This window comes from Roseovarius atlanticus (assembly GCF_001441615.1).
GTDB classification, from domain to species: Bacteria; Pseudomonadota; Alphaproteobacteria; order Rhodobacterales; family Rhodobacteraceae; genus Roseovarius; species Roseovarius atlanticus.
The window spans coordinates 1-22,122 of sequence record NZ_LAXJ01000023.1; the positions used below are offsets into that span (position 1 = coordinate 1).

General features: G+C 55.4%; 22 protein-coding genes and 1 pseudogene. 14 read left to right on the top strand and 9 right to left on the bottom strand.

Translation table 11 applies throughout. The annotated features are described in order from the left end of the window. Window positions 1–449: 449 nt before the first annotated feature. The 5 genes from XM53_RS17500 to XM53_RS17525 all read left to right on the top strand — a co-directional run bounded on the left by XM53_RS17500 (window position 450) and on the right by XM53_RS17525 (window position 6,357). Entirely contained in the window at window positions 450–890 is a 441-nt protein-coding gene (locus tag XM53_RS17500; RefSeq protein ID WP_057795677.1) for a hypothetical protein, read from the top strand. Between the two features lie 270 nt (window positions 891–1,160). Continuing rightward, entirely contained in the window at window positions 1,161–2,567 is a 1,407-nt protein-coding gene (locus XM53_RS17505) for a site-specific integrase (protein ID WP_144435590.1), read from the top strand. Window positions 2,568–2,975: 408 nt separating this feature from the next. Next, window positions 2,976–3,467: a hypothetical protein gene (locus tag XM53_RS17515; protein ID WP_057795683.1), complete on the top strand. Its 492-nt coding sequence runs from the start codon at window positions 2,976–2,978 to the stop codon at window positions 3,465–3,467. An 86-nt stretch (window positions 3,468–3,553) separates the two neighbouring features. Then, window positions 3,554–4,108, top strand: a complete 555-nt coding sequence (locus tag XM53_RS17520; RefSeq protein ID WP_057795685.1) for a hypothetical protein — start codon at window positions 3,554–3,556, stop codon at window positions 4,106–4,108. After that, window positions 4,105–6,357, top strand: coding sequence for an AAA family ATPase (locus tag XM53_RS17525; protein ID WP_057795687.1), 2,253 nt, complete (start codon window positions 4,105–4,107; stop codon window positions 6,355–6,357). Before XM53_RS17520 ends, XM53_RS17525 begins: the two co-directional genes overlap by 4 nt. A gap of 63 nt (window positions 6,358–6,420) precedes the next feature. Here XM53_RS17525 and XM53_RS17530 read toward each other — a convergent pair whose 3' ends face one another. From XM53_RS17530 to XM53_RS17540, 3 genes are all read right to left on the bottom strand, one after another. Further along, entirely contained in the window at window positions 6,421–6,858 is a 438-nt protein-coding gene (locus tag XM53_RS17530) for a hypothetical protein (RefSeq protein ID WP_057795689.1), read from the bottom strand. A gap of 477 nt (window positions 6,859–7,335) precedes the next feature. Then, entirely contained in the window at window positions 7,336–7,770 is a 435-nt protein-coding gene (locus XM53_RS17535; protein ID WP_057795691.1) for a hypothetical protein, read from the bottom strand. 541 nt (window positions 7,771–8,311) lie between these two features. Next, on the bottom strand, window positions 8,312–8,719 hold the full coding sequence (locus XM53_RS17540; RefSeq protein WP_057795693.1) for a hypothetical protein: 408 nt from the start codon (window positions 8,717–8,719) through the stop codon (window positions 8,312–8,314). A 470-nt stretch (window positions 8,720–9,189) separates the two neighbouring features. Here XM53_RS17540 and XM53_RS23135 point away from each other — a divergent pair, with 470 nt between their 5' ends. Then, window positions 9,190–9,453, top strand: coding sequence for a hypothetical protein (locus XM53_RS23135; RefSeq protein WP_144435592.1), 264 nt, complete (start codon window positions 9,190–9,192; stop codon window positions 9,451–9,453). Window positions 9,454–9,649: 196 nt separating this feature from the next. Here XM53_RS23135 and XM53_RS17545 read toward each other — a convergent pair whose 3' ends face one another. Then, window positions 9,650–9,892, bottom strand: coding sequence for a WGR domain-containing protein (locus tag XM53_RS17545; RefSeq protein WP_057795695.1), 243 nt, complete (start codon window positions 9,890–9,892; stop codon window positions 9,650–9,652). 192 nt (window positions 9,893–10,084) lie between these two features. On the opposite strand from XM53_RS17545, the gene XM53_RS17550 reads away from it, so the two are divergent. Continuing rightward, on the top strand, window positions 10,085–11,506 hold the full coding sequence (locus tag XM53_RS17550) for a phospholipase effector Tle1 domain-containing protein (RefSeq protein WP_057795697.1): 1,422 nt from the start codon (window positions 10,085–10,087) through the stop codon (window positions 11,504–11,506). 228 nt (window positions 11,507–11,734) lie between these two features. On the opposite strand, the gene XM53_RS17555 is transcribed toward XM53_RS17550, so the two are convergent. From XM53_RS17555 to XM53_RS17560, 4 genes are all read right to left on the bottom strand, one after another. Further along, entirely contained in the window at window positions 11,735–12,721 is a 987-nt protein-coding gene (locus XM53_RS17555) for a nucleotidyltransferase family protein (RefSeq protein WP_236544543.1), read from the bottom strand. A 60-nt stretch (window positions 12,722–12,781) separates the two neighbouring features. Continuing rightward, window positions 12,782–13,042: a LysR family transcriptional regulator gene (locus XM53_RS24005; RefSeq protein ID WP_328586688.1), complete on the bottom strand. Its 261-nt coding sequence runs from the start codon at window positions 13,040–13,042 to the stop codon at window positions 12,782–12,784. A gap of 569 nt (window positions 13,043–13,611) precedes the next feature. Further along, window positions 13,612–13,788: a hypothetical protein gene (locus XM53_RS23460; protein ID WP_160321409.1), complete on the bottom strand. Its 177-nt coding sequence runs from the start codon at window positions 13,786–13,788 to the stop codon at window positions 13,612–13,614. Window positions 13,789–14,011: 223 nt separating this feature from the next. Next, window positions 14,012–14,566, bottom strand: a complete 555-nt coding sequence (locus tag XM53_RS17560; protein WP_057795701.1) for a helix-turn-helix transcriptional regulator — start codon at window positions 14,564–14,566, stop codon at window positions 14,012–14,014. Window positions 14,567–15,056: 490 nt separating this feature from the next. On the opposite strand from XM53_RS17560, the gene XM53_RS23585 reads away from it, so the two are divergent. The 3 genes from XM53_RS23585 to XM53_RS22625 all read left to right on the top strand — a co-directional run bounded on the left by XM53_RS23585 (window position 15,057) and on the right by XM53_RS22625 (window position 16,604). Then, entirely contained in the window at window positions 15,057–15,554 is a 498-nt protein-coding gene (locus XM53_RS23585; protein WP_201455439.1) for a dihydrodipicolinate synthase family protein, read from the top strand. Window positions 15,555–15,768: 214 nt separating this feature from the next. Continuing rightward, entirely contained in the window at window positions 15,769–16,080 is a 312-nt protein-coding gene (locus tag XM53_RS17570; protein ID WP_057795705.1) for a hypothetical protein, read from the top strand. A 203-nt stretch (window positions 16,081–16,283) separates the two neighbouring features. Continuing rightward, window positions 16,284–16,604, top strand: a complete 321-nt coding sequence (locus XM53_RS22625; RefSeq protein ID WP_160321410.1) for an H-NS histone family protein — start codon at window positions 16,284–16,286, stop codon at window positions 16,602–16,604. A gap of 337 nt (window positions 16,605–16,941) precedes the next feature. On the opposite strand, the gene XM53_RS23140 is transcribed toward XM53_RS22625, so the two are convergent. Next, on the bottom strand, window positions 16,942–17,373 hold the full coding sequence (locus tag XM53_RS23140; protein ID WP_144435593.1) for a hypothetical protein: 432 nt from the start codon (window positions 17,371–17,373) through the stop codon (window positions 16,942–16,944). A gap of 427 nt (window positions 17,374–17,800) precedes the next feature. On the opposite strand from XM53_RS23140, the pseudogene XM53_RS24060 reads away from it, so the two are divergent. From XM53_RS24060 to XM53_RS17595, 4 genes and pseudogenes are all read left to right on the top strand, one after another. After that, window positions 17,801–17,908: pseudogene (locus tag XM53_RS24060) on the top strand (tyrosine-type recombinase/integrase); the annotation flags it as partial. A gap of 24 nt (window positions 17,909–17,932) precedes the next feature. After that, window positions 17,933–18,649, top strand: a complete 717-nt coding sequence (locus XM53_RS17585; protein WP_144435602.1) for a tyrosine-type recombinase/integrase — start codon at window positions 17,933–17,935, stop codon at window positions 18,647–18,649. Window positions 18,650–18,903: 254 nt separating this feature from the next. Continuing rightward, entirely contained in the window at window positions 18,904–21,147 is a 2,244-nt protein-coding gene (locus tag XM53_RS22630) for an AAA family ATPase (protein ID WP_082631084.1), read from the top strand. Continuing rightward, the gene (locus XM53_RS17595) at window positions 21,144–22,091 is read left to right on the top strand and encodes an HNH endonuclease (protein WP_057795713.1); all 948 of its coding nucleotides are present in this window, start codon (window positions 21,144–21,146) and stop codon (window positions 22,089–22,091) included. Before XM53_RS22630 ends, XM53_RS17595 begins: the two co-directional genes overlap by 4 nt. Window positions 22,092–22,122: the final 31 nt, after the last annotated feature.

Consider the following 22,122-nt stretch of genomic DNA (forward strand, 5'->3'; position numbering starts at 1 on the left):
CTTTCACCTGACCTGACACGAATGACGACATATAGAAACAATGACATGCTGACCGACCGATACAGCAGGATCTGCCAGACAGATGCCTCCTCGATCAGGCGGATCCCAAGACCGACCGTCGACCACAGAACGCCTGCTGCGAACACGAACAGCACGCCATATCTGTGGCTCTCTCCGTGCGAAGCCGGTTGATCAATAGACGTCATCTGGGTCCAATCTGGAAATCCTGCGCGGCACGGCAGAGTAAAGTAGATCCATGCCCCCTACCCTTACCGCGGTTGCGAACGTATTTCTGCGTCTAAGGCATTTCTTATAGAGCAGCCATAGAGCGGTCGACATTTCAAACGGACCAGCATTTCCTTCGCCGTGGTCAAAATGCAAGTCCACCGCTCGGGATTAACGTTCTAGCAATATAGGCCTCCATCTTCTCCCAAGACAGGGAGAAGGACATGAGTAACAGCCTTAATTCAGAGAGCGGCACGTGGCGCGCTTCGGCCGAAGAGATGAAGCGAGATTACACCTCATTTGCTTTAGCCGGGTTAAGGGCCCGGCACTACGCAGGCGTGTTTCACAGAGTCGAGCGCGCAAAGAACCCAACATTCGTGGCGACCATCCTCCTCGACGGGTTTGAGCGGGCGCTGGAAGTCAAGTTCACCTCTGTGCCGAAGACCGGTGGCAATGTCCACATACAAGGCCAGCTTTCTGGGTTACGCCTTTCCAAGAACCATCGCCGCTTTGACTTCTGCCGCGATGTCGAAGCGCCTTACCGGGCCCAAGGCGTTATCAGTCTGACGGGGGCAACTCTGAGCATTGGTATTCTGCCGGCGCGTTCCGCCGACGGCTTGAGGATTTACGTTTGCCACCTGGAGATCGTTCGAGACCATGCATAATCCGACTAAAAGCCCGAGGCCGAAATTTCAACAATTCCGTTACCATCACGCGCATTTTTGCGACCACAGGCTACGGCTGCGTTATCGCGATATCGGACACGGGGCTTCTGACGCCTTCGGTTTTTTCGCCAACTTTCACGTGCTGAATAACCATCCTCCCCCTCAAGTCCAGGGGGACCACTACGGACAGCGGCGGACTCTCAAGAAACACTCCCTTCTTCCAGCACAAATTTCAGATCACCAATTTTTCAGTTTCAGGAGACATCACAAATGACCAAATACGATCGCGATCTCTCACGCTCTTCGCAGAGCAGTCCTACCACAACAGGTAATCCTTCAGAGAATTTCGAAGGCTGCAACACAGACCTGCTGGAAGCCTCTTTGCAAGCCCACGACCTTGCAAACCACTCGCAAAAGAACGTTTCGATGGCAAAGCTCTATGAAAGCGGCACTTGGGCAAAATACGAACAGCGTGCCAAGTCTCTCGCAAGAAAGCACCCGTCACGTGATCCGTTTCGCGCATACCTTATATGTGATGAGCACGGCACCTTTTTGAGCTCGAACAGCCGGCAGAGCTACAGGTCCGCGCTCGTTCGCCTCGCAGCACGAGATGTCCTCGAATTGGCGCCCCCGTTGTGGCATCAAATCCTGAACCTCGCAGCCGGAGAAGATAAAAAACGCGATCTGGAGCGAACGATTTCAGCATACATTGACGGAGAAACCTGGGATCATATTCAGCAAGCGAGTGGCAATCTTTCCAATGTCCAATTGCGTAAGCTCGAACGCGCGGTCGAGTTCATCATCACAGTTCAACCCGATCCTGACCACACAGCACTGCGGCACCGATCTCGCCAGCCGTCGTCAACGGAAACCAAATCGGGCTCTTCCACTTCGAAGAACAGCACTCTCTACAAGCTGAACCAGCATCAGCGACGCAGGGCCAAGGTGCTTTCCGCATACGATTGGCGCAGCCATTTCTGGAACGCGGCGGTCATGTCCGACACACATCTCGACGACCGCAGGCGCGCGTGTATCGCAGCCATGATGCTCACTGGCTGCCGGCCCTCAGAGCTCTGCGATGACCTTGGAGTGACGGTCGATGCCGTTGGCTTGGAAGAAAATCAACGCCTTGCGTTCGAGATCGCCGGGTCAAAGTGCATAGAAAGCGGCGCAATTCATCCGGGCAAAGGTCAGGAGCGGCGGTACATAGAGATCGTATGCAAAACACCGGAAGCTGCATGGCTTTTCGACCATGTTGCCGAACAGCCAGATCGTGCAGTCCGGTTGTTTCTCGGCGCCCCGACATATGACCGGAAAGGCATCGAATTGATGGCAACTGAACGCCGGCGTCGAGTGTCCGACCAGCTTGGCAAGCTGATCGCACGGCTCGGGAAGGTTGCCTTTCCAAGGTTGAATTGCAATCTGTCACCGTACGTGTTCCGGCATGCTCTTGCGTCCGATCTGCGAGCGTCAGCCCACCAATTCAACCGCTGCGGTATCGCGTCAGCACTCGGGCATCAAAGCGAGAAGACGCAACAACATTATGGAAGTCCGAATACTTCGAAAGGATTGAACGGGAGCCGGGCCGTGCAGATCACGCATGTGTCAGCGACCTCACCGGTCCGGGCATTCGAGCGCGCACGGATCGGGCAAAAGTACGATGCGACTCCAGAATGATATGCAGGGACACGGAAATGATCAGGCGGAGGATCGGCTCCGTACCACTTTTGACTGGCATCGTCTGCCCTCCCCGATTGCAGCATTCAACCGCTTTCGATCTGTCTATTTTTCGGAATCTTGTATTTTTTTCTCCGCCCATTCGGCGAGCACCCGTCGGATCATTTCCGGGCGAGAGGGCATGTCCGGCCGCCTCTCGCGCTCCGCGTCGATAATGCGAAGCATGTCCTCGTGGAGACGTAACATCACGCCGGTTGTGTCAGATTTCGGTCGCCCGCGCTGCGTCATATGCAGAAATCCAGAATCAGGGTTGACATTGATATTATTTAATATCATAATGTAGCGAGCAAAGCAAGAGTTGCACCTCCTGCCTTGCTCTAACCAAAGCGATCTACAGAGGAGATCACCATGACTAAAAATATTAATATCACTTCCATCCAGGCTCCGAAAGCGGGCGCTCAGCCAGAAAAATGTATTTTTGACGGTTTCTGCGAACTTTTGACCCGGGTGTTGTTCGCGCTCGAGGAAGAAGAATGGGCCCAGGAGGCCGGGTGGGACATTGCGTTTCGCACATCCGTCGCAGACGCAGATGCCGCGTGGAAACTGGTCGCTCTTCAAGCCGACGAGCTGATCCGTGTCTCACCACTTTCATCGAGTGATCTTCTGCTGCGCAGGATGGCAGGTTTGATGAAACGTGCCATCTCGGCGACAACGGTAGGCGCGATCTGCGATATCCATGCCAAGGCCATGAAATGCCGGTTGCAGGCGTCGAAAGCGCTTCCAACTGCAGTCTATGATCTGGCCTTTGAGGCCGAGGCCTGTCTCGAACAGATGTTCGAGCATGCACATGCCTGTGAAGCACACTGGGTGGATGGCAGCATTCTGCCGCTCGCCGCGTAACTACCGCCTCAATTAAAGCCAGTCGCTTTGCCCGTTCGGTGTTCTCGCCGACCGGCAGCTCAAGCTTACTCATAAGGATATTGAAAATGAAGAAACAACCGCCGTTACGCGGCTTCGAAGAGCTGTTTGCATCTGAAGAGTCGCCGTGCAGTGAAGACTTGCGAGACTTCCCGAACTTGTCGCGAGATACCCTCACCAGAAACGCAAAGTGGTTCGGGCTCGCCGGAGAGCATTTCGTCGACAGCATTCTGTTCCGCTTCGGTCTCCCCTCCTCCGATTTGCCAGAAATTCTTCCGGCCGACCGCATCGTGTATTGTGCAGGTGTCGGACTACGCATGCAGATCAAAACCGCCTGCCGGCCGAGGAACGGGTACTTCCATTTCAGTTTGATGAAGGGATACCACCGGTCGCCAACCGGTGTTCGGCACTACGATCAAGAAGATTTCGATATCGTCGGACTTGTCGCCCTGTCCGAGAATGTCGTGAAGTTCACCACAGACCGACGTCAGTCCCACCGCATTGCGCTCTCCGAGATCGAGAGTTTGCGTGCCACTCCCTGCGCAAGTTTTGACCGCGCCATGAAGGACCTGGGACTGTCGGACAGCATGGCCGCAACCAACACGCTTGGAGGACAAGGATGACGGAGCAGCATATGAAAACACCCTCATACTCCACGTCTGAGACCTCATCGGAATTCGCAGAACGCCTGGCTCGATCAACCGTCTTGAGTCTTTTCGAGACCGAGTGGCTCGGCTTCGTCACTGTCGACCACTCCCCGGATCCAGACGAGTTCGAGGATGATGAAGACCCTGAATTCATCGCGAACCTGCCTGACGATGTGACTGAGGCTGCCGCGAAACGGTCCTGGGAACACCCAAAGACCCCTTTGGCTCAATCGATGACCGAGGGCGAAATCGCAGAGGCAATCGGCAACGGCTGCGACCCTTGGGCGCAGTCTTCGCTTGCTGAAGGCAGAATGCAGCAGAAAGACGATCCGCCCGCGTCCATCATCTCGGCGGCTTTGGGTCTGAGCATGCTTGTGGACAGCGACGAGCATTTGCATGAGCTTTTTGCACCCGGAAGCGTGACGAATTTCGTGTGTCCGAAACAGTTTTTGTGGCAAATGAAGCAGATTCTCGAGCGCGCAGAAAAGCGCTGGAAAAGCCATCTGCGCGACCCGGAGAACGCGGAATTGCGTCATTTCGTGCAGGACGAAGACGACAAGCGCGGCCTAAGACTGAGTCCTCTCAAACAGGGCATGTGGGGGGCTCGGCTGGAGCGAAGCCTCTCCCAAGGCGGGGCGGTCCTCCTTGTGACAACGGATGCCGGGCAACTCGATGATGCAATGAATGCACTCGTCACGCGTCAGGTGACGTGGCACGGTCTTTCGTCAGATGTGGTGCTGGAGACGCTCCGGTTGACGCATTCTGCGACGGGCCAACTGTCCGAGGCTGAAATCCGCAATCGCTTGCCGGGAGGCAGGAAGCTAGCGATGTTTCAGCCGGCGCAGATCGACGCGGCTTTCGCCGCGCCGACATCGCTCAAGGTTGCCGATGGCCTCGCCAAGATCGCAGCCAAACTAACGCGCCAAGTGCCGACCGTTACGCTCGATGCGGTGTTCGGTCTCGCTGAAGTGCGAAAGTCCCTTGATCGAATGTTGAACGATCTGAACCTGTGGCAACGGGGTGATCTGCCGTGGTCTGATGTTGCCTCGAGCGCGGTTTTCCATGGGCCTCCGGGCACCGGGAAAACAACGCTGGCCAAGGCGTTCGCAGGGTCGGCGGGCATTCCGATCATCGCGACATCGTATAGCGATTGTCAGAAATACGGGCACCAAGGCGACATGCTTGGAGCTCTCGACCGCGCGTTTGTCGATGCAAAGCAGTCTGCCCCAGCCGTACTCTTCATCGATGAGCTCGACAGCTTCTCGCAACGGGACGCAAGAGCGCACAATGTCGATTACCTCAGAGGCGTCGTAAACGGACTGCTGGAACAAATTAATCGGACGAAAGATGTTGGCGGCCTGTTACTGTTCGGCGCAACGAACTACTTGGACACCGTGGACCCGGCAGTCATCCGCAGCGGCCGCTTCGATCTCAAGATTCATGTCCCGTATCCTGACAAAACCGGGCTTGAGGCAATCCTGAGAGCCAAAATCGGGTCCGCAATCGCCGAGGATGTTGATATCGCCGCAATTGCAGACCGCCTGGTCGGCATGTCCGGCGCAGACGCCGAGGCAGTTGCGCGCGATGCTCTTGGGCGCGCGAGGGCCGATGCTGTCCATGTGGCCCAGCGGCATCTGGAGATTGCCGCGGATCAGGTTGCGCCCCAGCTCGACGACGACACTTTCAGGCGCGCAGCGGTGCATGAGGCTGGACATGTCTTGGTCATGCTGCAGCTTGGATTGCCGCTTCCGAAGCGCGTTTCGCTCTCCACACAAGGGGGCCGGGTAGAGCACGTGCCCGTCAATTCGCTGACGCCTGAGACAGCCCAAAAGCGGCTGCAAGTTTTGCTCGCTGGCCGAGCGTCGGAGCTCTGCATCTTCGGGGATGCAAGTTCTGGCGCTGGTGCGGGGGAGCAAAGCGACCTGGCAAAGGCGACAAGCCTGGCGTTGGCTATCGAACGACAATGGGGGTTCGGCGACAGCGGACTACTCTGGGACGGCATTGCAGCTGCAGACGTGTGGCGTGCGCCGTCAGATGTCCGGGATCGAGTCGAGACCCATTTGCGTCGCGCACAAGACCAAGCACTTGATCTGGTCGACAAAAACAAGGGCTTTCTTCTCCGCCTTACCAAGACACTGATCCAGCAGCGAGAAATCCACGGCGAGGACATTGAAGCCGTCAAACGGGAGTGCACGCATTCCCCTGAAGCAGGCTATGCGAGTTGAACCCAGAACAGATTGCACGTAGAGGCCGGGACGCCAATCGCACCCGGCCTCAATTGGCTGTTTTCAGTAGAATGCAGCGGGTGTCGAAATCGCGGTCTGCTCCTGAATCGCATTCTGCAGCCAGCCTTGAGTCGAATTCCAGGCTATGACCCGACCGGACTTCATTTCGAAGAGAATTGCGCCTCCTCCATATTCATCGGCACGACCGGTGGAACAGACGCGGCTGTACTGAAATCCCCAAGCGCCTTTGAATTCGAAGTCGAAACAAAACCGGTGCATGAAATGAATCACGGCCCCGATGTCAGCCTGTCCCGCCGAGTCTCGCAACCAGATGACTGCAGAGAGATCATCACGTTCAAGAATTGAAACGTCAAAGCTGAACATGTCCAGGGATGGGTCATCCACCTCGCGCAGGTACTTATGAAGTTTCACAGCTTCGTACGCGTACCATTCATCAATGAAGTCGAACGTGCATGAAAATTTGATTGTATATTTGCTCATTAATTTTCTCCAGTTAAAGCAATTCCTATTTACACGGGCACCCTTAAAGGAATGTTAAATCAGGGAATTTTCTTTGATTTGGTCAAGTTATGGTCTTTACCGAGATCAATGGACAAACAGTCGAATTCTGTTGGAGAACACCATTCAGTTTGGCTTCCGGCTGATACGCGTTTCGGGATCTGGGTAGAAGCGCGCATCGCTGTGACCGGGTTCGCAGCCGCCGAGGGCGGTATGCAACGATAGCTGTTGGACAAGGCTATAAAAGGCGATTTTGGAGTGCCGAGGAGAAAGTAAGTATCCAAGCCGCCTGGGCAGTCCCAAAAAGAGCTTTCCTGGATCCCTATATTTTTAAGGAGATTGACGTCGTCAAAAGGGCGTGCACGAGTTTCCCTGAAAGAGGCTATGCGATTTGAACCCAAGGTCGATTGATCATAGAGGCCGGGGCGCCAATCGCACCCGGCCTCTGGATGCCGCTCGCTAGACTGTAGCCGGCGTCGAAATCGAGGACGGATCCTGAAGTGCTTTCTCCATCAACTCGTCGGTCGATTGCCATTCCACGACATCACCCGAGTTGAGGTCGAAGAGCATGACTCCCCCTCCGAATTCAGGAACCAAGTTTGTGAAACTGTTGCAGCTATATTCAAAGCCCCAAATCCCAGTGAGGGCGATTTCGTCGCAAAGACGCTCTATGAAATAACGTACCGCATCTATTTCAGCCTGTTCATCCACGTCTCGCAACCAGATGACGGTTGAAGACTCTGATGGCTCGAGAACTGACACGCTGAAGCTGAACATGCAGATGGGTCGATGATGCTCATTGCGAAGTGTTTCGTGCAATTCGAGGGCGGTTAAAACGTTTTCGCGTTCCCTGAGATCAAGGGTGCACGAGAATTTAATGGTATCTACAGACATATTTTATCCTTTAGTTAGAATTCCTATGTACGCGAAGATCCTTAAGGGAATGTTAAATCAGGAAAATTTCTTTGGTCTTTGGTAAATTTTGACCTTCGCGGAGTTCCATCTTGCCAACGGTTAAATTCCGTTGGAGTGCGCGGATCAGCGTGGCTCTTGGCTTTACCCATTGCGGAATTTAGGCGGAAGCTACTTTGCTAGGACCGGGATCGCAGACGCTGAGAGTGGTATGCACCGGTCGCTGTTGGGCAAGGCTAGAAAAGTCGATTTCGGAGTGCCGCGGAGAAAGCAAAGATCCAAGCCGCCTGGACCGTTCTACAATAGCGTCTCTTCCTCCCTGTATATGTGAGGAGATCACGATTTTACGCACCGAGCGCTCTAAACCTGGCGTGGCAGTCAGCCCCGAAGGCACACTCCAAACGGACACGCGGATGACGGGAAGAAAGATTTCCTTTCGGCCTCGAGGATTCCACATGATGCACCATGGCGAATGCGGATCAAGATTTACCCGCACCGCGTCCTGTAATTTCCGTTTGAACGCTTAGGTTGCGTCGCTTGCGGGCGTATCGCGAACGGAATTGCAGAACGACATTTCGGTCTTCGTCATGTCTACCTGTTCACCAGTTGCCATGTCGAACGAGTAGCTGCCTCCGCCGCATTGAACAAAGATTCCGTCTTGCCAGATCTGGTGGTAGTTAAATTCCCATTTCCCGTCGAGATTGGCCTCTTTGCAAAATTGCTTTATGAAAGCTATGGCTCCCTCGCAATCGCCTTTCCCCCCGACATCGCGCATACAGAAACTCGAGAGACCGCGCACAATTTTGAAACTGCGCAGATCGTGCTTTGATTTACCTTCTTTCCGCATTCTCCTCAGCAATTTGATTGGGCATGACTTACGGTCACGGTCAGAGGGGAGAGGCATTGCAAAATACGTTTTGATTTCAGGCATTCTTCACTCCGTTTGCTACAGAGGAAACTACGGTAGCGCAGTTAAAATGACGTAAATCGAGGTGAAACCCCAATAAATCTATACAGATCGATGCCCTTTATTCGGATCGGCGATTAACACCATATGCGCTAGGTCAAGAACAACCATCCTGGAGGCAATGCCGAAACCGATGGAACCCCGGTACACAGAATCTTCCAAGATCTGACGCCGGCGACATGTCTCGACTGTGCCGACAGATTTTGCACCTGCTTGGAAAGGCCGTATTAACCTCACGCGTAGAGCCATAGCTACAATTAACGTTTCTTTAACATTCGCACCCATGTTTCGAATGAGAAAGGAAGATCAATGCAAAGCGATATCCATAAACAACTGACACCACCAAACCTGAATTGTCGAAGCTTGGCAAAGTCGGAAGATGCCGACCAAGGCCGACTGGCCACCTTAAGCAAGCTCTATATCGGAGGACACCTATGACGAAGTACCTAAATGTTAACGACGTTCTTTCGGCGTTATCCGCGTCAGAACACCCGCGATTTGATGTGCATCGGAACCGGCTTGAGCATGCGGTCAATCTTGCCGCGAAAGACCTTGCCAGTCATTTTGGACTGAACTTCGAAAAGGCAGAAACCGTTCTGGATTTTGGCGGCCTTTGTGTTGCCATGCGGCCCGTGCACGACAGGCAAATGTGGCCAAAGGAACTGGCAGAGCTCGATCCCGGCGGATCTTTTGATTAAGTTGTGATGTGGTTTTCGCAGTTTCGAATTTGTACAGTTTCCGGCCTGTCACTGAAGGCGGCTTAAGCCTGTTCATGCATGCTCTGGATATGGAAATCGTCTTATTGGCGACGATCATTGGTACCAAAAGTTGCGACGCTTCGGTGGCACGCTGGAAATGTGGGCGCTCAGGTGTCCGCCGCGGCAGAGCGGTTCTTCACAGCGCGGCGGTCTCATACCCTCGTTTTAGCTTTGAGACTTCCAGTGATTGCATCGATGTTATGGCCGCGGCGTCGTCAGAATGTCGCTCGATGAGCAACTGGCCTCGACACCCTATCCGGCCCCATTCGCGGATCAGGTCAACACCGCCGAATAAGTCAGGCTGCAGGCTCATGCGATAGAAACGGCGCATGTTGAGCAACGGATCGATGCGCTTGAGGTCAATACTGGTCGGGGTCATGTAAAATTTCCCGTGCAGTCACATACATATTGCGACTTACTTTATTATCACCACAATATCAGGTGGACTCCTGCGTTTCCAGCATGTTCTACTGTGGTTCAAATCCTCTTTCGCTCGCAGCATTGGGTTCGCATTTGCGCGACCGCAGACCCGGGCAAATCAATTTGATTACAGAACAGAAGGAGCATCCAGTTGGCTAAAAACATCTGTATTTTTTCCGATGGTACCGGACAGATGGGCGGGGCCCGGCCGGATCAACACCTTTCAAACGTTTACAAGATGTACCGTGCGATGCGCCCCGGTCCGGACTCACCGATCAGTCCGAAGGATCAGGTCGCATTCTATGATCCCGGTCTCGGCACGGGAGAACGCGGCGGCGTCTTAAGTCGCATCAAGCCAGTCCTCGAAAGTTCAGTCGGCACTGGTATCGATCACAACATCATCGATTGCTACGAACAGATCATTGCACATTACGAGCCGGGAGATCGGGTCCTGCTTTTCGGGTTCTCTCGCGGCGCATACACGGTTAGGGCCCTGGCCAATGTCATGAACTTGTGCGGAATCCCGACGCGCATGCCGGATGGAAGCCCCGTCCCACGCTATGGCCCGGGGCTCAGGAAAATCGCCAAGGATGCGGTGACGTTCGTTTACAACCACGGCGCGGGAAAGCCGAGAACCGAGCAGCCCTATTACGACCGTCGCGAAGAGCTGGGCCGCAGATTCCGGCAGAAATATTCCAGCGCCCCGATCGAGGGCGAGGATGTCCAGGGCAACGTACAGCCGCATTTCATCGGCGTGTTCGATACCGTCGCTTCGCTCAGAACCGCCGTCGTAAGAACGCTTGTATGGGGCGTGACCATTGCCGTTGGCGCCGCATTCGTCGCGTCCCTCGCGCGTGACTGGCCGTGGGTCGCAACTGCACTGCTCGGTCTAACGGGAGCAGCTCTGACCTGGCAACTGGCCAAGCTTCTGGTCGACAACTTCAAGTTCTTTTCGGAGGATCCCAACCGCAAGCTGAAGCTCTGGCGTCTCTCGGATTGGGCGCAAATTCTGGGGACCGGCCATTTCGCAGCCTGGAACAAGAAAAACTATGACAAGTGGCTGGACCCGGATGTTCAGCATGCTCGGCACGCGATGGCCATTGACGAAGATCGCGCTGACTTTCCAAGGGTTGGATGGGCTTCGGTCGCTGCCGCGGTCGAAACCAAGGCGAGACGCCCTGAATGGCTCAAACAGGTCTGGTTCCCAGGATGTCATAGTGACATTGGTGGCAGCTACCCCGAAGCTGAATCGCGGCTCAGTGATATCGCTCTCGACTGGATGGTTAAGGAGCTCCAGGAGTGCGTGCCTTCTATCCAGATCAACGAGCACATGCTCAATCGCGCCCCTGATCCTCTCGGCCTGCAACACCGCGAAGATGCCATGGTCTCTTTCGGTGCGTTGCGAATCCCTTGGAAAAAGGGCGTCCGGGAAGTGGGAGACGACTTCCTTCTGCACCCGTCGGTAAAAACGCGTATGAAAGCCGCTGCAGTTGTGCAAAGCGGCGATGTGAAGTCGTATCGTCCCGAGCAACTTAGGTCGCGAACCGGTCTCAGTTCATTTTACGAACAGTGATGGTCAGCTCTGGTTACAGCAGAGGTTGCAGAAGTAATGGCCTTCTGATCAGGTTGCGACCGTTTGTTTCAAACTCGCGCCCTGAGCGGCTTCGCGCTTGTCAATCAGCACAGCTTTGGATGACCATCTCATATCACCGTGGTTGTTGCGGTATGAGATCGGGATGATCACCATGGCGATGATCGCCGCGCCAATGGTGTACGTAGATCGTCACTACGATGGTCGGCGTTAAAGTCTGCTCAGGATGGCACGCGTTTCAGGCATGCGGTCAAGTGATTTTGCAATATGTTCCCGCCAGCGCGGACCGACGTCCTGTGCCGTGGTATATGCTTGTGACAAATCGTCCGGCCGATCCTCGGCGAGCGTTTCTATGAGAAACGCAGCCTGTTCCCTATCCTTGACTGCCTTTAGGCTCCCTGCCCCGTCACGCCGGCGATCCGCGATAATCAACTTGTGAATTGCGTAGCGCTCCGGACGCGGCACCTGGACCAGTATCCCTGACCTATAAATGGCCGCTGCATAAATCGGCTCCGCAATAAGGAAATTGAGATAGTTCAATGCCTGCGCGTTGACGCCAAGCGCTGGTAAGTCGCGAATGGTTTCATCTCCAAAGGCGGGTGTAAGGAATTCGACCAACTGGCCGCTGCCGCCCTGCGCCCATCGCCAGGTGCGCCCCGGATCAAGACCAGGCAAGGGATCGAATTTGAGCACAGAGAACGTCTCCGCGAGGCCCGGGTCGACCTTATCTTGCAAGGCGACGCTGAGCTTTTGGAACTGTGCAATGTCGATATCGCCGGTGTTGGCCATGCCTCCTAAGGGCAGACGTACGCCGAGCTCACCTTCATAAAGTCGAAACGCGTTCGTGCCTACGATTGTACCGCCCAGTCGGAACGTTCCCGTCTCAGCCATCGCAGACAGGATTGAGCCCGTCGCCCGATCGGTCGGTGTCATGCCTTCGGCGCGCAGCAATCGGACCAGGCGAGATCGCTCGGCCTGCCGCTCTTTTCCAGTTTCTTGCAGATCTTCGATGCGGTCGATTCGTCCACGCGTTTCCTCGTTATCTTCCCCAATATAGAAGAAACGCGTGTCGTGTCCGACGCGGCGCGCAGCGTACCAATATGCTTTGTCGCCGCGCTGTTTCAGCGTTGGCTTGCCTTTCGCACCGGAGACTGCTTCATCCCTTAAGAGACGTACAAGATCGGTATATGCACTCATTGCGATGCTGCTGAGGGAAGTCATGCCTATCACTTTCGTGTTTTGCTTGGCACAGTATACCTAACAAAATTTAAAATTGCTAGGCATGATCTCGCGCGTAGCTTTCGAGCGGGCAAACACAGGCCGATCCAAGTTTTCCTCCAATCGCTGCACCCTTAGCGAAACGGCAGACTGGGTTACAAAGAGGCGGTCCGAGGCTTGAACAAAAGATCCCGTCGCAGCCACCTCCAGGAAAGTTTTGATAAGGGCAATATCCATCGGTCGAGCATGAGAAACCATTGCCGCAAAATCAATTTGAATATGCTTCACGCAAGCTGCCATCGAGGGCTGTCGAGCCGAGTTGCGGCGAAACCACCAAGTTAATAGCGTAATCCGCAGGTGGAAATCTTTGATCTTGTTGGAGCATGGGATGAGGATGTGCCGCACGACAAGCTTGCAGCATCATTCCGAATGCCTCGGCTCGTTGGAGCGTCCTTAGATCTGTCGCTCAGATGGGCGCCCACCCTCCACCAGCAGACACCTTGAACTGCCGATACTGGGCGACATAGAATCGTTGTTTTGCAAAGTCTCGCATTGCGCCTGCGAGCAACTTGAGTGCAAAGTATTCGAGCGGGCGTCCGCTCCCCGCGGTCTCTCGTGTGGTATTTTATCCCTGCCACCGTCGACTCGCTCGCCCAAAAGGGACGGGTCGGCGAAAAACTTGCCCCTGCTACCTTCCAGCCTGGGGCCGGGCGGCTGGGTGGTGAGTGGCCATGCAGCCGCCTGCATATGTTAGCTATCTCGCCTTTTGGTTGTGTTTGCTTGGCTGTTCTGGCAACATCGATATGTGGCGTATGAGTGATGGACGCAGGCGCGGTGTCCGTCCTGCATCCCACTAGATTGCGACCGCGTCAGCGTCCTTTTTCTACTCTCTGATCGATCCAGGCCTGCGCCATGTCTCGCGTCGTGAATAGAGGACGTTCGTCGGGATAGACTTCGACACCCCCGACGATGTCGACGACCTCGAACAGGGTGATCTCGCCCTGCTCAGGATGAACAACCTTCGTTTCGAGTATACGGCGTTCCATGAAGGTCACGGTAGCAGCGACGCGCTGCCCTGCAACCGCCTTGACGCAAGAAAAAGATCCCAGACACTGCGTAGGATCGGACGTATGTCAGTATTGGTTGTATCGCAGCTCGCTCCTCTATTGATTGGCACGACAGGGTCCCTGCTGTATTTCACGCTGAGCACGCAATTCAGCTCAGTATCGCGATGAAAACTCTCGACGGCTTCAATCCAATGACAAGGGATCAGGCCGCGGTCTGCTTGCGGCGCCCGACCAGCGGCAGGACGTTCGCCGTATCCACCTTTGCATCTGGAGTATCGGCTTCCTTGGCCATTGAAACCACCTCGTCGGTAACGTAGGCGATCAGTTGGTAGCGCGTTTCAAGCCCGGATTTTTGGTAAATGCGGCCCAGCTGAGATTTCACCGTGGTGATGGCACTGCCGCGCATTCCGGCGATCTCGCTGTTGGAGAAGCCCTTGGCCACGAAAATTGCCACATCCGCTTCGGCCTGCGACAGACCCCAATCCGGTGCATGGCGCAGGATCACGGTTTCCTTGGCGATGGGCTCGCTGACTCCTGGCGCCAGTTTTTCACGACGCCGCTGCACCACGTGGCGGTTAAGCTGCGTGCAGGCGACATAGGCCACAATCGCGGTCAATGCGAAGAACAGCGCAAAAAGTCCGGAAAGGATGCCCATGCCCGGCCCGGCCTGCGGATAGGCCAGCTCGGCAACAATCAGCGTCTTCAACGCCGCGACCACCGTGACGAGAACACAGCCGAAAATCCAAATGCGCGACATCTCAAAAATTCTCCAAGACTACCGACAGCGCTAAATTCACTAACTCAGTAATGCGGCAACAATAGGGTGATTGTTTCACCATCTTGAAACGTTTGTGGAAAATAACGAGATCACGGATATACAGTCCGGCATTTCCAGGCGGTTGCACCCAGATAGTTCCCCGTCTGAACAGAATTGACAGTCACGCGTGCCGGACCATAGCTCTCGGCCCGTCGGATCCAGAGTATGTCGCGTTGGTTTCGCCTGCCTGACACCGGAGGTGAGCAAGCGCGCGGCGCGAGCCGCCGTAGAGTGTTTGGCGGGACGCACGCCGCTTATTGTCGGAGTCGGCGCTCTGGCGACCGATGTCGCCGAGGATCTCGCGCGCGACGCAAGGCGCGTTTTCGCAGAAGGCCTGCTTCTTGCGAGCATGTCCTACCAGCCGCTGACAGACGAATAGGTCTTTCGCCATTTTGAAGCCGTCGCCGCGGCTGATGAATTGCTGCTTTGAATTTACAACAATCCTGGCACTACGAAATTCACCTTCAGCCCGGACCTGATCGCGCGCCTGGCCGAGCAGCCGAACGTGACAGCGGTCAAGATGCCGCTGCCGTCGGACGGGGGTTTTGCCGGCGAGATGCGGCGCTTGCGGGCCGTGACACCGGAAAGGTTTGCCATCGGCCACAGCGGCGATTGGGGCGCGAAGGATGCGCTGCTCGCCGGTGCCGCCTGCTGGTATAGTGTGGTGGCCGGTCTTCTGCCGGAACCCGCCGCCCTCACCCGCGCGGCCCAGCAGGGGACTGCGGCCGAAGCCGAGCGCATCAATCAGGCCTTCGCTCCTCTCTGGGCCCTGTTCCGGGAATTCGGGAGCTTCCGGGTGATTTTCGCGATTGCGGAAATCCTCGGTTTCGGAGGTATCACGCCGCCGCGCCCGATCCTGCCGCTGGATCAAGCGCGCCACAAAAGGGTGGAGGTCGCCCTGCAGCCGTTGCTCCAAGTCACCGTCTGACCAAACGATTTTGCTAGCACAAATTCTCGCCAGGGTTCGCTACTCCGCGGAACAAAATATCCAGAAAAGATCGAAGCGAGCGGCTTTTGATTATGCCGAAAGCAGTTACCCAAAAATGGTGAAACAAGATGCCGCTATCAGAAAAGCAAATTCTTTTACGTTTCTTAAACTGGAATTCTCTAAGTTCCGGTCATCACAAGACAAGGAACAAAATATGAAGATCATTTTCAATAAGAAGATCTACGATACCGACCAAGCCACTGAAATCACCTCTGTTCGCTATGCGACTCCGAATAACTTGGCGTGGTTTCTAGAGGACCTCTATCGCTCCAGGAATGGCGCTTGGTTCATCGTCGGCGACGGAGGTCCCCTTTCGCACTACGCGGTTGAACTCGAGGACGGTATCAGGGAAGGACGACGCAGACTCACGCCGATGTCGTCCGACGAGACGATCGCCTGGCTCGAAAAGCATGGCAAGTACTCGGTGATCGAGGACCACTTCTCTGATTGGTTGGAAATCGCCTGACGTTCAGGTTCAAGTCGATAACGACTCCAAAGGCAACAGACTCAGATGCAGACGGGTGCGCGGGATGATCATCGCGCGCCCGTTTGACATTGTAGAACGACAAGTCACCCTACTGCCGCAAATCTTCCCATTTCGGAAAAAATATTAATTTCCTAAACAATATTTTCTCATAATAATACAGAATAGAAAATTGGAGATAAGTGGTGATTAAAAATCAGTTGGAGAGCCTTGATCTACCAGAACTCAAAGACATCAAAGTCTATGTCGAAAGGTTAATTCGGGAAAAAGAAGAAGAGGCACGCCAACGGGCAAAGGCGGATCTTGAGGAACGCGCTCGGGAGTTGGGCTTCAATGCATCGGAATTGTTTGGTGCGGAACCCCGAAAATCAAAAAAGCAGCCCACGCACCAAAACCCTGAGAATCCGAAAGAGAAATGGATCTATGGCCCGGGCAGAAGACCGCAATGGATAACCGAATACTTGAAGCAAGGTGGCAAACTGGAAGACCTAGAAGTGAAAAGCTAGAAGACTTTCTTGATCGGTGACTTTCAGTCCCGCATGAGGATGTGCGCGATTCTATGCCTCTCCGGCCTGCCGGTTTGAGAATTGACCTGCGGCGCATGTGACGCCGCAGATCGGTGTTCGAATATTCCCGGACAGGCAACATCCTAGCATAGGCTGCCCCAACCAAATTGAACGTGAGGGAAGTCCGATACAAAAGAGGCGTGATTCAATCGATGCCTGGCGCTCCGACACCAAGAGTTACTAAAGAACCACGTCGAATTCATCTATTGGATGGAGGCTTTTTTGTCCTGCCGGTGTATCTCGGTCCGGCTGGGACCTATTGACCCACTTCCAGGACTCAGACCGTGCCGGCCTGCCCCTCATGTCCTTGCCAATTGATTTGAATGCCGTAGCAGCGTTTCCAGGTGGGAACAGCGGCACGAACATGCTCTTCCTCAAGGACGAGCTCGTAACGACGGCCTTGCGCTGGAGAGACCTCATCACGGACGACGTTCACCAAGAACCAGCCGGAAGGCCCACGTTTAATCACGACAGTCGAGGCAACAGCATTATACTTGTAGCTCTTGGCAGGTCCTCGCAGACGGGCTGTGAGACAGGCGCCAGGTCTATTGGATTTTGCCAAGCCAAACTTCGCGAGATCGGCTTCCGCCTCCTCGACGAGCTCTTTCAGGTCACTCGACGTGTGTACAAAACGTTTGGCTTTGCCCATTACTCGCCCAATACTGGCTTCAATCTTTTGACGGTTGTTTTCGTTAATTTTAATCTTCATATCAATTATCTCCTATAACTAAATTGATATAAAGTATTTAGGCTGCTCAATTAAACCGATCAATCGTTTCTGGTTAACAAAATATTAAACGCGATTTTTCTTAATAGGTTTTAAATAATTCCTCCGGGAAAGTGGCGAATTCCAGAGGGTTCGGCCGCTGTCGTCAACGTTCCATTCAATTTAGGGCCTGCGTCTGGGCTTTCCGACCTGTCCACAATTTCTGGGGATAGATCTGGGGACTGATAAGGCGGGCCATTATCGTTACCGGAGCGGAAGCGGATTTAGAGACCCAAGTCACGACATGCTGAACTGGCTGAACCCCACCAAAGGAGTTCAGCATGCCCCACCTCGATCACACCGCTTTCGTCAATGCCTGCCGCGATGAGCGCGGCGTCGGACATCACACCTTGCGGCCTATGCCCAGGATCTGCGCACCTTCGCCCGCTTCACCGAGGCCCACCATCTCAGCAACCCGCTGTCGAAAGACGACATCCTCGCCTACCAGCGCCATCTGCGCGATGAGTTGGGCGCCAAACCCGCGACCATCGAGCGGCGGCTCATGACGCTCAAGTCCTACTTTGCCTGGCGCGAAGATCGAAACAGCGCCCTGCCCTCCCCGTTCGCGGATGTCCGCATCTCTGTGAGGATCCCGCGACGCCTGCCGCGCCCCATCGACCGAGACACCCTCAGAGCGGTTCTCCAAGAGGGTGAAGCCACATTCGCTGTGCGGTCAAAGCCGGGCGCTGACGACGCTACGCCTGCCTCACAAAACGATGTCACGATCCTGATCATCAAACTGCTCATCGTGACCGGCCTCCGGATCAGCGAGCTGACCAATGTAAGGGTCCGCGACGTCTCGCCGGACGGAAGCCAGATCCTCGTAAATGGCAAGGGCAGCAAGGAACGGATCGTCTTCGTGCCGAACCGGGAGCTGCAGGAGGAGTTTCAGCGCTACTGCCAGCTGCGTTCCGAACACGGTTCGATCGGAGCACCGCTGTTCTTCAACACGGTGGGACGCCGGCTTCGCGCGGCCACCTTCCGCAAGCGTCTGCGGGCGCTCTCAAAACGCCTCGGCATCGAACCCCACCTGACCCCGCACCGGTTTCGGCACTCGGCCGCGACCCTGCTGATCGAAGAGGGTATCGACATCCGCATGGTTCAGGCGCTCCTCGGACATGCCAGCCTCAGGACCACCGAGATCTATGTGAGGGTTTCAAACCACGCGCTGCGACGAGCGTTGGAGCGGGTAAACATTCTGGATGTGCTTTCGGTTTGACGGACCAATCGGGACACTCGCCCAATCAAGTCTGCGCTGCGGTGCCGCCCGCCAGACCCGATATTCGCTGCGTTTGCAATATGCTGGCACAGCTGGCGGTTGGTAGAGCGGACAGAGAGATTGAAGCAACCCTTATGTGATCAGCCGATACGCTAAGGGAGAAACCGAAGTCACTTAACCAATGTGATATCGTGGATATTCGTAGATAATGATAAAAAGAACAAAAGAGACGACGCAACTTAAAGGGTGACACAATGCGATTTGTAAACCGCGAGACTATTGCCCCGCCGGCAGCATTCTCGCGTCCATCGGCGCAGGAGGGGCGTCGCACTTTGCTGGAGTTGTTCTCTCGAGACACTCAGAAGCTTGCTCAGTCGCGCGGGACCGTCTTTCTGGACGAGGAAGCTCCCAGCAAGACTGAAGAGGTGCGCAAAGCACTGTCGGAGCTTTTCACGGGAAGATGCGCCTTCTGCGAAAGCACGACAAAAGATCCTATTGTCTACCGCTTCCGACCCGACGGTAATGCCGAGCCGGTGGAAGACTACAGCGTATCGCATCTCTACTACGTTTGGCTCGCGGAGGCTTGGCAGAACCTATATCCGATTTGCCGGGGCTGCATGCCAAGCGATCCTTCCTACTTCCCGGTGAAAGGTCGACGCGCGCGGCTACCCGACGTCGCGCTTCTCGAACGCTTCGCCGATCGCAACGATGGGCGGTGGCCGGACTTCCCTCTCGAGGAATCTGCAGAGTTTTTGGACCCATGTTGGAACGAGCAGTTCTGGCGTAGCCTGTACTTTCGGTCCACTGGAGAGGTTGTTGGCACCAGTCGACGCGGCCGAGAGACCGTCCAGCATTTCAATCTCAACAGAGAAGAATTGTGGGAGAGCCGGCGGCGTGCGATTGAAGAAGCGGTTAGCCGGACAGAAAGCGAGATCTTGCGCGATCCGTTAAAGCCCCCGCGCGTCGATCTTGGCCACGAGGGCGCATGCGAGCTTTTCCTGCGTGAGGTCCTCTTTGAAGCCCTTGGCCGAACGGGCCCGAGAGATCGGAGCCGTCAGATCGCCCGGTTGGCGCGGATGGACGATGGGGCAAATCGGCTCCGCGCCGCAATCAAAGAAGTCGACGCGCGTATCATTGAGGACTTGCCCGACGCCGCGAGCGCCAGGCCATCGCAGGGACGCACTGTGCTCACATCGTTCTCGGTTCGGAACTTCAAGTCCCTTGAGGCAATCGAACTTGATCTGGATGTACCGGAGCCCGGCAAGCCAGCCCCGGCCCTTTTGATCCTGGGTGAGAACGCTACCGGAAAAAGCACGATATTGGAGGCGATCGCGCTCGCGGTGATGCCTGAGACCGCGCGGGCGAAGTTGCGCCTAGAGCCCGCGAAGATGGTGCTTGACCCGCGCTTCCTCGGTGCACCCGATCAGTTGACTCCTGTGGAAGCCAAGCTACAGGCCAGGTTCGGCGATGACACCGCCATCTCTGTCACGCTATCGCGCGACGGGCTCGGTCAGTTCTCCCAAATTGGTGAGGCTGTACTTCCCGTCTTCGCTTATGGCGCCTATCGCCAATACTTGAAGGGCGACCGCAGATTTGTTGCCCACATACATGTGAGATCGCTGTTTCATCCCGATGAACTGCTGCCGAATCCGGAACGCTGGCTCTTGAAGCTGGATGGGCCCGAATTCAACATGGTGGTACGCGCCCTACGTGAGGTCTTTAACATCGAGGGCTCGTTTGAAGTCCTGGAACGCGACGGTGACAGGATCTACGTGGTGGTCAGTCCCGAAAATACCACGGACGGCCCATTGCTTCGCACCCCGATTGAACTTGTATCCTCCGGCTTTCGCGCGGTCTTGGCCATGCTTTGCGACATCATGCAGGGCCTTATGGACAAGCGTGTCAATCATGGTTTCACCTCGCTCGAGAATGCCACGGCGCTTGTGCTTATCGACGAGGTGGAGGCACATTTGCACCCGCGCTGGAAAATGTCGATCATGACCGGGTTGCGAAAAGCGCTGCCGGGGGTGACCTTTATCGCTACGTCGCACGATCCTTTGTGTCTGCGCGGCATGAAGAAGGGTGAAGTAATGGTCCTCGAGAGGATCTCGGGCGATCAGGCAAGCACCAGTCTGCCAGTCTTCACCCACAGCCTCGTCGATCTGCCCGACAACGACAACTGGACAATAGAGCAGCTTCTCACAGCGGACTTCTTTCAGATGCGATCGACCGAGAGCCTTGAGGCGGAGCGGCGAGCAGCGCGGATGGAGGACCGCTTGGCGCAAGGAGCAAACCCTGCAGAAGACCCCGAGCTTCGGGATTACTTGGCGGAGCTCTCGGCCGACCTGCCTATCGGCCACACCGAAGTGCACAGGCTTGTGCAGCAGGCAATAGCCGATTTCCTGCGCGAACGTCGGCAAGCAAGCGACGAAAAGCTACGTGGTCTCAGGGAGCAAACCCGACGATCTATCCTCAACGCGCTCAGGAGCGTGGGATGAGACGGGTCGAACGCAGTGAGGCAATTCCGGAGGACCTCAATGAGAAAGGGGCGGCGGAACTTGAGAAAGCCATCCAGCACTTCGAAAGCAACCCTCCCAATCCGGATAGTTTTTCGTTCCAGCGTTACAAACTGAAGTCGGTGAAAGACGCGCTTGAACGGATTTTCCACGGCAAGTGCGCCTATTGCGAAACGTTCTACGCCAGTACGCAGCCACTCGATGTCGAGCATTTCCGTCCAAAAGGTGCGGTTGCCGGAGAAACCGGGCACCGTGGCTATTGGTGGCTTGCGGCGGACTGGGACAATCTTCTGCCCAGCTGCATCGATTGCAATAGGAAGCGGAATCAGATCACACCTAAGGGCGAGACGTCGCAAGTTCGGCTACTCGAGGACACCGTCGGCTTCTCTGCCGCCGTCACTGTCGGATCTGGGAAGAAGGACAGCTTTCCAATAGCGCCAACCGGTGCACGTGCCAGGAGCCGCACCGATCCAATCGCCGCGGAGAAGCCGCTATTGCTCAATCCGTGCGAGGACGATCCTGAGCAGCACCTGACGTACTTCTTTGATAGAGAGCACCCGGTTTCCTTCGTTCTCGCAAAACATCTCGCCGGGGATCCGGATTTTTCGGGCGACGACGGGTTAAGCCTGAAGGGCGCTACGTCAGTACATGTCTACGGACTGAACCGGCTTAGGCTGGTGCAAGCGCGGACCCGGCTTCTGCGGCGGCTCGAGTTTCTGGCCGATCTGGCGATAGACCTCAAACAGCTGGCGGAAAACCTGAAACAGAAGGCGGACCCGGAGGTCGTTCGCGCTGGTCAACAGGTGGACGCATTCGGCGACCGAACACTGGCGGAGCTTGTCGGCATGTGCGCTGAAGACCAGCCGTACTCGGCGATGGCTAAGGCATGGATGCGCGATTTTCAAAACCGCCTCGAAGCGGCATAGCAGCCCATCTGTCGTTCGCGAAGTCATGTGA

Excerpts from the sequence above, each read along its gene's own strand:
- XM53_RS17525 (WP_057795687.1), top strand. The coding sequence starts at position 4,105 with ATGACGGAGCAGCATATGAAAACACCCTCATACTCCACGTCTGAGACC.
- XM53_RS17520 (WP_057795685.1), top strand. The coding sequence starts at position 3,554 with ATGAAGAAACAACCGCCGTTACGCGGCTTCGAAGAGCTGTTTGCATCT.
- XM53_RS17530 (WP_057795689.1), bottom strand. The coding sequence starts at position 6,858 with ATGAGCAAATATACAATCAAATTTTCATGCACGTTCGACTTCATTGAT.
- XM53_RS17545 (WP_057795695.1), bottom strand. The coding sequence starts at position 9,892 with ATGACCCCGACCAGTATTGACCTCAAGCGCATCGATCCGTTGCTCAAC.
- XM53_RS22630 (WP_082631084.1), top strand. The coding sequence starts at position 18,904 with ATGCGATTTGTAAACCGCGAGACTATTGCCCCGCCGGCAGCATTCTCG.
- XM53_RS17555 (WP_236544543.1), bottom strand. The coding sequence starts at position 12,721 with ATGAGTGCATATACCGATCTTGTACGTCTCTTAAGGGATGAAGCAGTC.
- XM53_RS17540 (WP_057795693.1), bottom strand. The coding sequence starts at position 8,719 with ATGCCTGAAATCAAAACGTATTTTGCAATGCCTCTCCCCTCTGACCGT.
- XM53_RS17585 (WP_144435602.1), top strand. The coding sequence starts at position 17,933 with ATGACGCTCAAGTCCTACTTTGCCTGGCGCGAAGATCGAAACAGCGCC.
- XM53_RS17560 (WP_057795701.1), bottom strand. The coding sequence starts at position 14,566 with ATGTCGCGCATTTGGATTTTCGGCTGTGTTCTCGTCACGGTGGTCGCG.
- XM53_RS23135 (WP_144435592.1), top strand. The coding sequence starts at position 9,190 with ATGACGAAGTACCTAAATGTTAACGACGTTCTTTCGGCGTTATCCGCG.
- XM53_RS24005 (WP_328586688.1), bottom strand. The coding sequence starts at position 13,042 with ATGGCAGCTTGCGTGAAGCATATTCAAATTGATTTTGCGGCAATGGTT.
- XM53_RS23460 (WP_160321409.1), bottom strand. The coding sequence starts at position 13,788 with ATGGAACGCCGTATACTCGAAACGAAGGTTGTTCATCCTGAGCAGGGC.
- XM53_RS17570 (WP_057795705.1), top strand. The coding sequence starts at position 15,769 with ATGAAGATCATTTTCAATAAGAAGATCTACGATACCGACCAAGCCACT.
- XM53_RS17515 (WP_057795683.1), top strand. The coding sequence starts at position 2,976 with ATGACTAAAAATATTAATATCACTTCCATCCAGGCTCCGAAAGCGGGC.
- XM53_RS17505 (WP_144435590.1), top strand. The coding sequence starts at position 1,161 with ATGACCAAATACGATCGCGATCTCTCACGCTCTTCGCAGAGCAGTCCT.
- XM53_RS23140 (WP_144435593.1), bottom strand. The coding sequence starts at position 17,373 with ATGAAGATTAAAATTAACGAAAACAACCGTCAAAAGATTGAAGCCAGT.
- XM53_RS17500 (WP_057795677.1), top strand. The coding sequence starts at position 450 with ATGAGTAACAGCCTTAATTCAGAGAGCGGCACGTGGCGCGCTTCGGCC.
- XM53_RS17535 (WP_057795691.1), bottom strand. The coding sequence starts at position 7,770 with ATGTCTGTAGATACCATTAAATTCTCGTGCACCCTTGATCTCAGGGAA.
- XM53_RS17595 (WP_057795713.1), top strand. The coding sequence starts at position 21,144 with ATGAGACGGGTCGAACGCAGTGAGGCAATTCCGGAGGACCTCAATGAG.